This window comes from Herbaspirillum sp. Her4 (assembly GCF_057961335.1).
The window spans coordinates 4,811,381-4,824,813 of the sequence record NZ_CM176330.1; the positions used below are offsets into that span (position 1 = coordinate 4,811,381).

A 13,433-nucleotide genomic window follows, 5' to 3' on the forward strand; every position below is an offset into this window, starting at 1 on the left:
TCCAAATCAGGCTGCGGCTTGCGGGCGGTGCATCACCACCACGCTCTGCGAGTCGGCGGCACGGTGTTCGGCCGCCTTGGGTTCTTTTTGCTGGTCCACCAGGTCTTGGAGGGATACCGAATCCAGGTACTCGACCATCTTCTCGTTCAGGGTGGACCACAGCTCATGCGTCATACAGCGTGCGCCGCCCGGATGCGCCGCGCTGTGGCAATTTTCCTTGCCACCGCACTGGGTTGCATCCAGGGGTTCGTCCACCGCGATGATGATGTCGGCGACCGACACGTCAGCCGCCTTGCGGGCGAGATTGTAACCACCGCCGGGCCCCCTCACGGACTCGACGATCTGGTGACGCCGCAACTTGCCGAACAACTGCTCCAGATATGATAAAGAAATTTCCTGGCGCTCGCTGATGGCCGACAGCGTGACGGGGCCCTTGCCCTGGCGCAAAGCCAGGTCAATCATCGCAGTCACGGCAAAACGGCCTTTGGTGGTAAGACGCATGAAGTTCGCTCCAGAAACAAATGCACCGGCGGGGCCGGTTACCCTGAATTCCCGAATATTTGAGTCAAGTATAGCAAACCCGAGTAATTCTGTCAGGTACCCTGCCTTTTCCTTCATATCGGCCAAAACCCGGCCTGGCGCAAGCCGTCGACAAATTCACCTGAAACTTGTCTGACCTCTTGCGCAAAGTGCGCTACTCTCACGGCTACGGCTGGTCCTGGCGTCGTGGCGGCTTATCGATCTGGTAAGATGGCGCGACTATGTTCACCCCGCCTGATGCGGACCGATCACAACCATTCACAATCCGGTCTGCCAGCGCTCCCGAGAAATAAAACGATATGGATGTAAGCGATACCCCCAACCCGCTGCTGCGCCCGCGCCGCAAGCCCCAGAGCCTTTCGCAGGAAGTGGTGGCGGCGCTGACCGCAATGATCTCCAACGGCAGCCTCAACCCGGGCGACAAGCTGCCCACCGAATCCGAGATCATGCAGACCCAGGGCGTCTCGCGCACCGTGGTGCGCGAAGCCATCTCGCGCCTGCAGGCAGCCGGACTGGTGGAAACGCGGCACGGCATCGGCACCTTCGTGCTGGAGGTCAAGAAGGGTTCCAACATCAACATCGACCCGGCCACCATCACCACCATGCGCGACCTGCTGGCGCTGCTGGAGCTGCGCATCAGCCTGGAGACCGAAACCGCCGGCCTGGCCGCATCGCGCCGCAGCGATGCCCAGCTGCAGGAAGTCCGCGAGGCGCTGGACCTGTTCCACGCCAACCAGAAAAGCGGCGGCGACACCGTGGGCCCGGACTTCCGTTTCCACTTCGCCATCGCCAATGCCACCGGCAACCGTTATTTCATCGAGATCATCAGCCATCTCGGCATGGGGGTGATCCCGCGCAAGCGCATCAATACCGCCGAGCTGGCGCATGACCAGCAGGCCAGCTACCTGGAGCGGGTACAGCGCGAGCACGAAGACATCTATGAGGCCATCGCCCGCGGCGATGCTGAAGCCGCCCGCGCCGCCATGCGCAATCACCTCACCAACAGCCGCGAGCGCCTGCGCCGCGCGCAGCAGGAAGCTGAATCGGGCACCGCCGGCAACGCCTGATCCCGCGCAAGTCCGGCCGGTCCGTGCTGCACGGATCGGCCGCTTCCGTTCTCCCCCCTCTTCAGCAAGCCCCCGCCATCCGACGATCTCCTCGGCCCGGCCGGCCGGAAATCCCGCCCTCCACCCTGCGCAAACCATCACAACAAAGTACTGGCTTTCTGAAATCTTATGTTGTACGATGACTGATATCCTAATTGGATACAAGAAGATCAGAGACAACATTCATCCTATTTGCCTCGTTTTCCAACCCATTCCTAACGGCGTCGAGCGAAACCATGTCCCAGTACACACCCCAAGACCTCAAACAGATCCTCTCTTCCGGCCTGCTGTCGTTCCCGCTGACGGACTTCGACGAGCAAGGCGACTTCCGCCCCAAGACCTACATCGAACGTCTGGAATGGCTGGCGCCCTATGGCGCGAGCGCGCTGTTCGCCGCCGGTGGCACGGGTGAGTTCTTCTCGCTGGTCCCCGGTGAATATTCGGACATCATCCGCACCGCCGTCGACACCTGCCGCGGCAAGGTGCCCATCATCGCCGGCGCCGGCGGCTCCACCCGCGCGGCCATCGCCTACGCCCAGGAAGCCGAGCGCCTGGGTGCCCACGGCATCCTGCTGATGCCCCATTACCTGACCGAAGCCAGCCAGGACGGCATCGCCGCCCACGTGGAAGCGGTCTGCAAATCGGTCAACTTCGGCGTCATCATCTACAACCGTGCAGTCTGCAAGCTCAATGCCGAGACCCTGCAACGCCTGGCTGACCGCTGCCCCAACCTGATCGGTTTCAAGGACGGCATCGGCGAGATCGAACCGATGGTGCATATCCGCCGCAAGCTGGGTGACCGTTTCACCTACCTGGGTGGCCTGCCGACTGCGGAAGTCTATGCTGCCGCCTACAAGGCGCTGGGCGTGCCGGTGTACTCCTCGGCGGTCTTCAACTTCATTCCCAAGACCGCCGTCGAGTTCTATCAGGCCATCGCCAAGGAAGACCACGACACCGTGGGCAAGCTGATCGATGACTTCTTCCTGCCCTACCTCGCCATCCGCAACCGCAAGGCCGGTTATGCCGTCTCCATCGTCAAGGCCGGTGCCAAGATCGTCGGCCACGATGCCGGACCGGTGCGTACGCCCCTGACCGACTGCACGCCGGAAGAGCACGAAGAACTGGCTGCACTGATCAAGAAGCTGGGTCCGCAATAAAGACGGGCTGATCTGATCGGCAGTACCCGAGGGAGGGGCCGCAGGCAGCTGCGGCCCCTCCCTTTTTGGGCGATATGAAAGAAAGTGCAGGCCCTGGCCGAAAAAAAACCTCCGTGGCCTGAGCGACGGAGGTTTTCGTGAAGGGAAGCACCAATAATCAGAACTCTTCCCAATCCTGTGCATCGTCCTTGATGCGGCTGCCCGGCGCAGGCGGCGAGGCCTTGGCCGGCTTGGCAGGTGGCAGCTTGGGAGCAGCCTTCGGTGCAGCAGCAACGGGGGCGGGCGGCGCAGGCTTCAAGGCAGGCGCAGCGGGCGCAGCCGGGGCCGGCGGCGGTGCCATCGGTGCCGGGCGCGGCTTGGCCGCCGGGCTGGCGACCTGATGCGCATCGATCTTGAAGATGCTGACCGCGCCGACCAGATTGGTGGCCTGGGCCTGCAGCGATTGGGCCGCAGCGGCCGCTTGCTCCACCAGCGCGGCGTTCTGCTGGGTCACTTCATCCATCTGGGTGATGGCGCGGTTGACCTGCTCGATGCCGGTGCTCTGCTCACGGCTGGCTTCGGCGATTTCACCAACGATGTCAGTGACGCGCTGCACGCTGGTGACGACTTCACCCATGGTGGCCCCGGCTTGTTCGACCAGTTGGCTGCCGGCCTCGACCTTCTCCACAGAGGCATCGATGAGCGACTTGATTTCCTTGGCGGCGGCGGCTGAACGCTGGGCCAGCGAGCGCACTTCCGAAGCCACCACGGCAAAGCCGCGGCCCTGCTCACCGGCACGGGCGGCTTCCACCGCGGCGTTCAACGCCAGGATGTTGGTCTGGAAGGCGATGCCGTCGATCACGCTGATGATGTCCACGATCTTGCGCGAGGATTCATTGATGGCCTGCATGGTATCGACCACCTGCGACACCACTTCCCCGCCCTTGCTGGCGGTGGAGGAGGCCGAATGCGCCAGCTGGTTGGCTTGCAGGGCATTGTCGGCGTTCTGCTTGACGGTGCCGGTCAGCTGCTCCATGGAGGCCGCGGTTTCTTCCAGCGAGCTGGCCTGCTGCTCGGTGCGCGAGGACAGGTCCATGTTGCCGGCGGCGATTTCCTTGGCATTGGTATCGATGCTGTCCGAACTGCTGCGTACGCGCGAGACCGTGGTCAGCAGTGCCTGCTGCATGCTGCGGATGGCCGAGAACAGGCGGCCGATCTCGTTGTTGCTGTGGACGTCCACCTTGGTGGTCAAGTCGCCATTGGCCACCAGATCCAGCAGATGCACGGCGCGGTTCAGGGGCGTCAAGACGATGTTGCGCAGCAGGAAATGCACGCCGATCACCAGGAACATGGCGCCGATCAGACCTGCAATCACCATCCAGACCACCATGTTGTATTCACGGGTGCGCTCGCTGGCCGCATTGTCGTTGAGTTCCATGGCGCGTTTCTGGAATGCATCCAGCGCCTTGGAGAACCGGCCACCGGCCGGATTGATCTGCTTGTCGTTCAGGTCGGAGTAGGCACCGGTGTCACCGGCCTTCAACTGGCTGGATGCCTTGGCCAACAAATCGGACAGGGCACGCGCCGATTCAATCAGCTCCATCTTGACCGCCGGCTCCTCGCCGGCCAGATCGGGCAACTTGCTGAACTCGTCCACGAATTTGAGGCCGCGCTCGTAGCTCGTCTGGGCACTCTTGAGGGCAGCCTCGGTGACGGCAGGATCGTTCTTTTCCTTCTGGTTGGCATAGGCGCGCGTGAGCGCCGAGCGTGTACGGGTGGTGTCCTTGTAGGCGTCATTGATGACGATGACGTGCTCGGCAATCTCATGCACGTACTCCGTAGCCTCATTGGCGCGGCCCAGCGCAAAAATGCCCACTGCAGCACCCACTACGATCATGCATGAAAACAGCGCAAGCGCGCTCATCAGGCTGAAGCGAACCGTCAGATTTCGCATTCCCTCTCTCCGCTTAATTTTGATACAACAAGTGAAATGAACAACATGGCGCAGACGATACAACACCGCGTCGCGCTTCATATCGGCGGCAAACCCACCAAAACTCCCCCAATTCCCGGTTAGGGCAGTCAGCAAATGTCCGTTTTCGCATTGTGCACCGGCAACACCCGGGGCCGGCTGTCCTGGATCAAGCCTGATTCATATGGCGGGGCACAGATGTGAAAAAGCTTGCCGAAATGACATTCGGCAAGCCCGAAAAACAACATATTGAGGTTTCTGAGGGTGAAGCAAAACCCTTCAGGTATCAGCGTACGCCGGGCAAGTCGATGATCTCGACCCAGTTCGGATTGCGTCCCAAGGTGTAGCGGAAGACCGGCGTAAGCGCCCCGCTGTCGCGGTCGATGGCATAGCTGGTCAGCCCGGCCTTCTGCCCGACGGCCAGCAGGTAGCGTCCTTGCGGATCGATGTTGAAACCGCGCGGCTGGGTTTCGGTGGGGATGTTGAGAATGCGGGTGAGCTTGCCGCTGGCCGGGTCCACGCGATAAGCGCTGAGCGTGTTGGAGGCGCGCTCGGTGGCATAAAGAAAACGGCCATCCGGCGTCAGGTGCAAGTCGGCGGCCGCCAGCGGTTCACTGGTCTTGAAGCCTTCCGGCAAGGCCGAGTCGCTGGCCAGCAGGGTCAAGGTGCCGGACTGGCGATCGTAGGCGTAGGTGTTGACAGTGGCGTCCAGCTCATTGGTCGAATAGACGAAACGCTGGTCCGGCGAGAACACGAAATGGCGCGGCCCGGCACCGGCCTTGGTGGCGACCGACGGCGGACTGTTGGGCGTGACCGTGCCGGTGGCCGGGTCGAAACGGTATTGCAGGATCACGTCGCTGCCCAGGTTGCTGGCAAAGACGAAGGCATTGTCAGGAGAAACCTGCACGGAATGCGCGTTCTTCCCGGTCGGGATCACCGCCAGCGGCGGGGCCTGCACGGTACCGTCCGTCCCGATGGCATTGACCGAGATCCTGTTGCCGGAGTAGGACGCGGCCAGCAGGTAGCGCCCGCTGCGGTCGGTGGCGATGTTGGCCATGTTGTCGGCCAGCGGCACCTTGGACAGCGCCTTGAGCTTGCCGCTGGCGGGATCAATGGCATAGCTCACCACCGAATACGGCTGGCCGCGCAGCGCGGCATAGAGGAATTTGTGATCGGGACTCAGGGCCAGCGGCATCACGGTGCTGCCGGTATCGACCTTGTCGATCAGGTTGACGCTGCCATCGCCATTGAGCCGGAGCACGTAGATGTCCTGGCTGTCCGCATTGGAGACGTAGGCGACAGTGGCCGCACCGGCATGCGCGGCGGCCAGGCTGAGGACTGAAGTGGCAATCAAGGTGGCGAAGCGGGAAGAAGGTGAAGAAAGGGTGTTGCTCATGCGGTCTCCTGGCGAATCATCTTGTTGTTGTCATGACGATGGAACAAAAAAAGGACCCGCAAGCGGGCCCCAAGGAAGGATCAGGTCACCGGCGCCGGATTGAACAGGGTCAGTGCATTGTGCAGCTTCCACTGTTCGGCCCAGGTGCGCTTCTTGCCGCTGGCCACGTCCAGCATCAGCTGGAACAGCTCCCAGCCGACCTGTTCGATGGTGGCTTCGCCGCTGGCGATACGCCCGGCGTTGACATCCATCAGGTCATGCCAGCGCCGCGCCAGGTCATTGCGGGTCGCGACCTTGATGACCGGCACGGCCGCCAGGCCATACGGCGTACCCCGGCCTGTGGTGAAGATATGAAGATTCATGCCGGCCGCCAGTTGCAAGGTGCCGCAGATGAAGTCGGAGGCGGGCGTGGCCGCATAGATCAGGCCCTTCTGCTGAAGCTTGTCGCCCGGCGAGAGCACGCCCGAAATCGGGCTGGAGCCGGACTTGACGATGGAGCCCATGGCCTTCTCGACGATGTTGGCCAAGCCGCCCTTCTTGTTGCCGGGGGTGGTGTTGGCGCTGCGGTCGACACCGCCCTGCTTCAGATAATTGTCGTACCAGTCCATCTCGCGGATCATGGCCTGGGCCACTTCCTCGTTGACCGCGCGCGAGGTCAGTTGGTCGATGCCGTCGCGCACTTCGGTCACTTCCGAGAACATCACCGAGGCGCCTGCGCGCACCAGCAGGTCGGTCGCAAAGCCCACTGCCGGGTTGGCCGTCACGCCCGAGAAGGCGTCGCTGCCGCCGCACTGCACGCCTACCACCAGGTCCGAGGCCGGGCAGGTTTCGCGGCGGCGCTTGTCCAGTTCGGTCAGGCGCGCCTCGGCCATCTTCATGATGGAATCGATCATGGAGTTGAAACCGACGTGTTCCGCATCCTGCAGGCAGACCACATAGGGCTCGCCGGCCTTGTGGATGGGGATCATGTTTTCCGGCAGCAGGCGGTTGGGCTGCAGCTTTTCGCAGCCCAGGCTCACCACCATGGCCTGGCCGCCGAAGTTGGGGTTCAGGCTGATGTTGCGCAGCGTACGGATGGGGATGCCGGCGTTGGGCGCATCGATGGCCACGCCGCAGCCATAGGTGTGCTCCAGCGCCACCACGTCTTCCACATTGGGATACTTGGGCAGCAGCTCGGCGCGGATGCGCTTGACCGCATGCTCCACCACACCGGCCACGCATTGCACGGTGGTGGTGATGGCCAACAGGTTGCGCGTGCCCACCGAGCCATCGGCGTTGCGGTAGCCTTCGAAGGTATAGCCTTCCAGCGGCGGCTGCGGGGCCGGCTTTTTAGTGGCGATGGGCAGGTTGTCGAGACCGCGCGCCGGGGGCATCTGCACCAGCGATTCCTCGATCCAGCTGCCCTTGGGGATGTCACGCACGGCGTAGCCGATGGCCACGTCATAACGTACGATGGCCTCGCCCTGCTTGAGATCGCGCAGCGCGATCTTGTGGCCCTGGGGCACGCGGTCGACCAGGGTCAGGCCATCGGGGAAGACGGTGCCGGCAGGCAGGCCTCCGTCATTGACGACGATGGCGACATTGTCGGTGTCGTTCATCATGATGTAGCGCGGTGTGAATGCCTGGCTGGCGGCGGTATCGGTGCTCATGCTAAGTCCCATGCGACAGAATGCTGCAATTCAAATGAAGGGCGGCCACTGCAACAGCGGCCGCCCGTAAAACGGATCAGACGTCCTTGAGTTCGACGCGCTTGATTTCCTTGACGATGACAAGATAGCTGATCACGGTCACCAGTGCATTGATGCCCACGAAGACCAGCGCACCGGAGAAGGAACCGGTCTCCTTGACGATATAGCCGATCACGATCGGGGTCGTGATGCCGGCCACATTGCCGAACATGTTGAAGAGGCCACCCGACAGGCCCACGATCTGCTTGGGCGCGGTATCGGCCACCACTGCCCAGCCCAGCGCGCCCACGCCCTTGCCGAAGAAGGCCAGCGCCATGATGCCCACCACCATCCACTGCGCATCGACGTAATTGCACAGGATCATGGTCATCGACAACAGCATGCCGCCCACGATGGGGATCTTGCGCGCCCAGGTGACCGACATGCCGCTCTTGATCAGGCGGTCCGAAATCAGGCCGCCGACGACGCCGCCGATGAAGCCGCACACCGCCGGGATCGAGGCCACGAAACCGGCCTTGAGGATGGACATGCCGCGCTCCTGCACCAGGTACACCGGGAACCAGGTCAGGAAGAAGTAAGTGATCACGTTGATGCAGTACTGGCCGATGTAGACGCCCAGGAGCATGCGGTTGGACAGCAACTGGCGAATGTAGCCTTTGCCCTTGGTGGAAGGGGCTGCGACCTTCTTGTTGTCCATGTCGACCAGGCCGCCGCCGGATTCGATATGCTGCAGTTCAGCCGGGTTGATGCGCGGATGGTCCTTGGGACTGTAGATGATCTTGCCCCAGACCATGGCCAGCAGGATGCCGACCACGCCCATGACGGTGAAGACGTGATGCCAGCTGTAGGTGTGCACGATCCAGGCCATCAGCGGCGTGAAGATCACGGCCGCGAAATACTGTGCCGAATTGAAGATGGCCGAGGCGGTGCCGCGTTCCTTGGTCGGGAACCAGGCCGCGACGATGCGGCCATTGGCCGGGAAGGACGGCGCTTCGGCCAGGCCCACCATGAAGCGCAGCAGGAACAGCGCGATCACGGCCGCACCCGTGCTCATCCACGTCACACCGGCCTGCAGGAAGGTGAAGAAAGACCACAGGGCAATGCTCCACATGTAGATCTTCTTGGAACCGAAGCGGTCCAGCAGCCAGCCGCCCGGCAGCTGGGCCAGCACGTACGCCCAGCTGAAGGCCGAGAAGATGTAGCCCATGGTGACCGGGTCCAGCGACAGCTCGGTCTTCATGGCCGAACCGGCAATGGAAAGCGTGGCACGGTCAGCGTAGTTGACGGTGGTGACGACGAACAGCAGGAACAGGATCAGGTAGCGGATATGGGTCGGCTTGCCGGCCGCTGCCCCGCTGGGGGTGTTGCTTTGCGCCAATTGGATTCTCCAGGTCTCTCGCCATCCGCTCCGCCTGGCCGGCCCCGAAGCGCCGCCGCAGGAACGCGGGCGGACTGGCATCGGGACTTGCCGGCAGTGTCTCTTGGCGTATTGTTGTGTGTTGGGGTGATTGTTATAAGACGTCATACAACAGCAAGCGCAGTATAACAGGACACGAAACGGACGCAAGCGTTGAATGTGAAGGAATCTGCACTTCAGGCCGGTGACAGGGGGCGCCGCAGTTGTCTGACATGTCCTTCTGGCGCACTGACGAAGTGGCGCGCGGCAGGTATCATGCGCGCACTCTCCTGCTCTCCCACGATTCTTTACCACCAGATCTTCCCATGACCTTCTCATCCTCCGCCTCGCGCGGCTCTTCTGCCTGGCTCAAGCCGCTGCTGTTCATCCTGGTGGCGGCCATCGGCCTTTACTATGTGAAGTGGTCCCCCTACTACCTGAAATCCTTCGTGGCCGCCGACAAGCACAGCATTGGCGCCTCCATCCTGGCCAATGCGCCCGCCGCCCCGTGGTCGGCTGCGCTGGAATATGCCACGGTCTACTTCCTGGCCATCTGGAAAGCCGCCGTGCTGGGTGTGCTGCTGGGTTCGCTGGTGCAGGTGCTGGTGCCGCGCGACTGGCTGCTGCGGGTGTTCGGCCGCGCCGGCCTCGGCTCGACCCTGCGTGGCGGCCTGTTCGCCCTGCCCGGCATGATGTGCAGCTGCTGCGCCGCACCGGTGGTGGCGGGCATGCGCCGCCAGCAGGTGTCGGTCGGGGCCGCGCTGGCCTTCTGGATCGCCAACCCGGTGCTCAATCCGGCCACGCTGGTGTTCATGGGCTTCGTGCTGGGCTGGCATTTTGCCGCGCTGCGTTTGGTGGCCGGCGTGCTGCTGGTAGTGGGTGTGTCGCTTATCGCGCAACGTGTGGCGCAGACCGAGACCCTGCCGCAGGCCGCCCTCGATGCGGTGGCCGCCGCAGAATATGAACCGATGGACGATGGCCGTCATTTCCTGGTCCGCTGGGGCAGCAAGCTGTGGCAACTGTTCTGGACCACGGCACCGGTCTACATCGTGGTGGTGCTGGCGCTGGGCGCGGCGCGGGTGTGGCTGTTCCCGCAGGTCGATGCCAGCATGGGCAACAGCCTGCTGTGGATCGTGGCGCTGGCGGTGGTGGGCACGCTCTTCGTGATTCCGACGGCCGCCGAGATCCCCATCGTGCAATCCATGCTTTCGCTGGGCATGGGCGTGGGGCCGGCCGTGGCGTTGCTGATGACCCTGCCCAGCATCAGCCTGCCGTCGCTGCTGATGCTGCGCAAATCCTTCACGCCGCGCGTACTCACGACCGTCACCCTGCTGACCATGCTCATCGGCGTGGTCAGCGGGCTGGTGGCGGTGGTCCTGCTGTAAATTGATTCAGGGCCGATACTGGCGCAGGAAGCCGACCACCTCGGTCTGCTGCCCTGCGAACAGCAGGCGGGAGCGCTTGGACTCCCGCTGGAAGGCATAGATGGGATCGTAGTATTCCGCCAGCAAGGCATCGATCCAGGCGCGGTGCAGGTCGACCACGCCGTCTTGTTCCTGGCGCGCCAGCGCCGTTTCCATCATCTGCAGCAGGCGGCGGTAGCGCTGGTCGCCGAGGCGCTTGACCAGCTTGCCCAATGCAGCAAGCAGATGCGCGCGATAGCGTTCAAACCCGTGGCGCGGATCCAGCGCCACGTATTCCTCGCACAGGCCACTGACGTAATCGCGCAGGATACGTTCCACGCGCCCTTCCCTGCTGTCTTCCAGCCACACCATGGGCAGGCTCTGCATGCGCTGGTGCAAGGCCAGCGGCAAGGCACAGGCACCGATCAGCCGGCTTTCGTCTTCCAGCGCAAACCAGTGATGTCCCTGCGCTTGCAGTTTGATGAGGGCAATGGCCAGACGGTGTTCGAAATCGATGGGCGCAGGCTGCGGGCTGGCGCGCTTGCCGAAACTGGAGCCACGATGATTGGCGCAAGCCTCCAGGTCCAGCGCGTTGTCGAGCTGCAGCAGCACGTCGGTCTTGCCGCAGCCGGTCATGCCGCCCACCACCACGAAGGAACACTCGGCCAAGGCCTGGTCGATGGCTTCCATCAGAAAATGGCGCAGCGCCTTGTAGCCGCCGGCCACGCGCGGATAGGCGATGCCGGCTTCGCTCTTCAACCACTGCTGGGTGATTTGCGAGCGCAGGCCGCCGCGGAAGCAATACAGGCAGCCTTCCGGATGCGCTTTTGCGAACGCCGCCCAGGCCGCAATCCGTTCGTCCTTCACCGCTCCGCTGACCAGTTGATGACCCAGTTCGATGGCGGACTGCTGGCCCTGCTCCTTGTAGCGCAGGCCGACCTGATGACGCTCGCTGTCGTTCATCAGCGGCAGGTTCACCGCAGTCGGAAAGGCACCCTTGCCGAACTCCACCGGTGCCCGAGCATCCAGCATGGGCGTATCGTTGAGGAACAGTTCGCGGCTGGGCTGCAGATCGGCCATCAAAGCACCTCTACGGCGTAACGCTGTCGTTCCACCAGTTCGCCGATGGGGGCCAGTTCCAGTCCGAGGGCGGCGGCGGTGGCCAGGAATTCCGGATTGGCTTCGGGCCGCACCGCCACCAGCAGGCCGCCGCTGGTCTGGGGATCGCACAGCAGATTCTTCTGGGCTTCGCTGAGCGGGCTGATCTTGCTGCCGTAGCTCTCGAAATTACGTCCAGTGCCGCCCGGCACGCAGCCTTCGGCCAGGTAGTAAGGTACGCCCGGCAGGCTGGGCACCAGCGCGTGCTGGATGCGTGCGCTCACGCCGCTGCCTTCACACATTTCCACCAGATGGCCCAGCAGGCCAAAGCCGGTCACATCGGTCATCGCAGCCACGCCCGCCAGCTTGCCGAAGCGGCTGCCGGGCTGGTTGAGCTGGCACATCCAGTCGCGCGCGGTGCCGACGTCTTCAGGGCGCAGCTTGCCCTTCTTTTCTGCGGTGGTGAGGATGCCGATGCCCAGCGGCTTGGTGAGGTAGAGCAGGCAGCCGGCACTGGCGGTGTCGTTGCGCTTCATGTGGCGCTTCTCGACCACGCCGGTCACGGCCAGGCCGAAGATGGGTTCCGGGGCATCGATGGAATGGCCGCCGGCCAGCGGGATGCCGGCCGCGTCGCAGGCGGCGCGGCCACCGCGCACGACTTCGCGTGCCACTTCCGGCGGCAGCACGTTGACCGGCCAGCCGAGGATGGCGATGGCCATGAGCGGATCGCCGCCCATGGCGTAGATGTCACTGATGGCATTGGTGGCGGCGATGCGGCCGAAGTCGAAGGGATCATCGACGATGGGCATGAAGAAATCGGTGGTCGAGACCACGCCACGCTCTTCATCGATGGCATAGACCGCCGCGTCATCGCGCGAGGCATTGCCAACCCAGAGTTTGGGATCGAGATGCTGGGCACCGCTGCCGGCCAGGATGACTTCCAGCACCTGCGGCGAAATCTTGCAGCCGCAACCGGCGCCATGGCTGTATTGGGTCAGACGAATGGGGTCGCTCATGGGAAAGTCCTGGCTGATCGGGGGATGCCGATTCTAGCAGCGTTTAATTGACAGGAAGTGAAACGGAAAAGGCCGGTAGCGACTGCTACGAGATGAAGACACGCTAGGCGAAGCATTTATCTGGTGAGCTAAAAACCAGCTCAACTGTGCTCGTTTCCAGCGCAGTGCGTGAGCATCACAAGATACGAAGCCAAAAACAAAAAAGCCCCGCAAGAAACTTGCGAGGCTTTCGTATTCTGGCTCCCCGACCTGGACTCGAACCAGGGACCTGCGGATTAACAGTCCGTCGCTCTACCGACTGAGCTATCAGGGATCAATTGAGGGCGCGATTATGAACGATTTTTTTCAGATTTACCAGAGTGTAAAACGAAAATTTTTTACATCGTTCTGCATCGTGGCGGCATAGCCCTGCCGCCCTTCGTACGAGACCAAAACACCAGCCTCACACTAATTGAAAAGGCCCCGCAATTGCTTGCGAGGCCTTCGCATTCTTTGGCTCCCCGACCTGGACTCGAACCAGGGACCTGCGGATTAACAGTCCGTCGCTCTACCGACTGAGCTATCAGGGAACAGCTGAGAAAAAGATTATGACGCGATTTTTACTTCATGTCAAAACTTTTTTCAGGGAAAGGCGCATTTTTTCATAGGAGAAAGCGCCCTGCGCGGCCCCTCCGAAGACGGG

10 protein-coding genes and 2 tRNA genes are annotated in these 13,433 nt (G+C 62.7%); 3 read left to right on the top strand and 9 right to left on the bottom strand.

Going from position 1 to position 13,433, the window contains the following annotated elements:
* Positions 1 to 6 precede the first annotated feature (6 nt).
* Positions 7 to 501, bottom strand: a complete 495-nt coding sequence (iscR, locus tag ACWFUC_RS21750) for a Fe-S cluster assembly transcriptional regulator IscR (protein ID WP_034331344.1) — start codon at positions 499 to 501, stop codon at positions 7 to 9.
* A 338-nt stretch (positions 502 to 839) separates the two neighbouring features.
* Between iscR and ACWFUC_RS21755 the strand changes: the two genes are divergently transcribed.
* Positions 840 to 1,607 (top strand): FadR/GntR family transcriptional regulator, encoded by a 768-nt coding sequence (locus ACWFUC_RS21755; RefSeq protein ID WP_489623252.1) that lies wholly within the window; start codon positions 840 to 842, stop codon positions 1,605 to 1,607.
* Positions 1,608 to 1,882: 275 nt separating this feature from the next.
* Positions 1,883 to 2,803: a 5-dehydro-4-deoxyglucarate dehydratase gene (kdgD, locus tag ACWFUC_RS21760; RefSeq protein ID WP_088757000.1), complete on the top strand. Its 921-nt coding sequence runs from the start codon at positions 1,883 to 1,885 to the stop codon at positions 2,801 to 2,803.
* Positions 2,804 to 2,960: 157 nt separating this feature from the next.
* Here the strand turns inward: kdgD and ACWFUC_RS21765 are convergent, their stop codons facing one another.
* The 4 genes from ACWFUC_RS21765 to ACWFUC_RS21780 all read right to left on the bottom strand — a co-directional run bounded on the left by ACWFUC_RS21765 (position 2,961) and on the right by ACWFUC_RS21780 (position 9,216).
* On the bottom strand, positions 2,961 to 4,736 hold the full coding sequence (locus ACWFUC_RS21765; protein ID WP_489623253.1) for a methyl-accepting chemotaxis protein: 1,776 nt from the start codon (positions 4,734 to 4,736) through the stop codon (positions 2,961 to 2,963).
* A 304-nt stretch (positions 4,737 to 5,040) separates the two neighbouring features.
* On the bottom strand, positions 5,041 to 6,150 hold the full coding sequence (locus ACWFUC_RS21770; RefSeq protein WP_489623254.1) for a lactonase family protein: 1,110 nt from the start codon (positions 6,148 to 6,150) through the stop codon (positions 5,041 to 5,043).
* Positions 6,151 to 6,230: 80 nt separating this feature from the next.
* Positions 6,231 to 7,799, bottom strand: coding sequence for a galactarate dehydratase (gene garD / locus ACWFUC_RS21775; protein ID WP_121042141.1), 1,569 nt, complete (start codon positions 7,797 to 7,799; stop codon positions 6,231 to 6,233).
* 76 nt (positions 7,800 to 7,875) lie between these two features.
* The gene (locus ACWFUC_RS21780) at positions 7,876 to 9,216 is read right to left on the bottom strand and encodes an MFS transporter (RefSeq protein ID WP_489623255.1); all 1,341 of its coding nucleotides are present in this window, start codon (positions 9,214 to 9,216) and stop codon (positions 7,876 to 7,878) included.
* 344 nt (positions 9,217 to 9,560) lie between these two features.
* Here ACWFUC_RS21780 and ACWFUC_RS21785 point away from each other — a divergent pair, with 344 nt between their 5' ends.
* A complete protein-coding gene (locus ACWFUC_RS21785; protein WP_121042145.1) occupies positions 9,561 to 10,619 on the top strand; it encodes a permease in 1,059 nt (352 codons plus the stop codon).
* 6 nt (positions 10,620 to 10,625) lie between these two features.
* On the opposite strand, the gene mnmH is transcribed toward ACWFUC_RS21785, so the two are convergent.
* The 4 genes from mnmH to ACWFUC_RS21805 form a co-directional block, all read right to left on the bottom strand.
* Entirely contained in the window at positions 10,626 to 11,717 is a 1,092-nt protein-coding gene (gene mnmH, locus ACWFUC_RS21790; RefSeq protein ID WP_489623256.1) for a tRNA 2-selenouridine(34) synthase MnmH, read from the bottom strand.
* Positions 11,717 to 12,751: a selenide, water dikinase SelD gene (selD, locus tag ACWFUC_RS21795; protein WP_420105454.1), complete on the bottom strand. Its 1,035-nt coding sequence runs from the start codon at positions 12,749 to 12,751 to the stop codon at positions 11,717 to 11,719. Before selD ends, mnmH begins: the two co-directional genes overlap by 1 nt.
* 237 nt (positions 12,752 to 12,988) lie before the next feature.
* Positions 12,989 to 13,064: transfer RNA gene (locus ACWFUC_RS21800), tRNA-Asn, on the bottom strand.
* A gap of 180 nt (positions 13,065 to 13,244) precedes the next feature.
* Positions 13,245 to 13,320 (bottom strand) — tRNA-Asn (locus ACWFUC_RS21805).
* Between the last annotated feature and the right edge of the window lie 113 nt (positions 13,321 to 13,433).

What these genes read in the sequence shown, in the direction of transcription:
- iscR (WP_034331344.1), bottom strand. Translation starts at nt 501, where the DNA reads ATGCGTCTTACCACCAAAGGCCGTTTTGCCGTGACTGCGATGATTGAC.
- ACWFUC_RS21755 (WP_489623252.1), top strand. Translation starts at nt 840, where the DNA reads ATGGATGTAAGCGATACCCCCAACCCGCTGCTGCGCCCGCGCCGCAAG.
- kdgD (WP_088757000.1), top strand. Translation starts at nt 1,883, where the DNA reads ATGTCCCAGTACACACCCCAAGACCTCAAACAGATCCTCTCTTCCGGC.
- ACWFUC_RS21765 (WP_489623253.1), bottom strand. Translation starts at nt 4,736, where the DNA reads ATGCGAAATCTGACGGTTCGCTTCAGCCTGATGAGCGCGCTTGCGCTG.
- ACWFUC_RS21770 (WP_489623254.1), bottom strand. Translation starts at nt 6,150, where the DNA reads ATGAGCAACACCCTTTCTTCACCTTCTTCCCGCTTCGCCACCTTGATT.
- garD (WP_121042141.1), bottom strand. Translation starts at nt 7,799, where the DNA reads ATGAGCACCGATACCGCCGCCAGCCAGGCATTCACACCGCGCTACATC.
- ACWFUC_RS21785 (WP_121042145.1), top strand. Translation starts at nt 9,561, where the DNA reads ATGACCTTCTCATCCTCCGCCTCGCGCGGCTCTTCTGCCTGGCTCAAG.
- mnmH (WP_489623256.1), bottom strand. Translation starts at nt 11,717, where the DNA reads ATGGCCGATCTGCAGCCCAGCCGCGAACTGTTCCTCAACGATACGCCC.
- selD (WP_420105454.1), bottom strand. Translation starts at nt 12,751, where the DNA reads ATGAGCGACCCCATTCGTCTGACCCAATACAGCCATGGCGCCGGTTGC.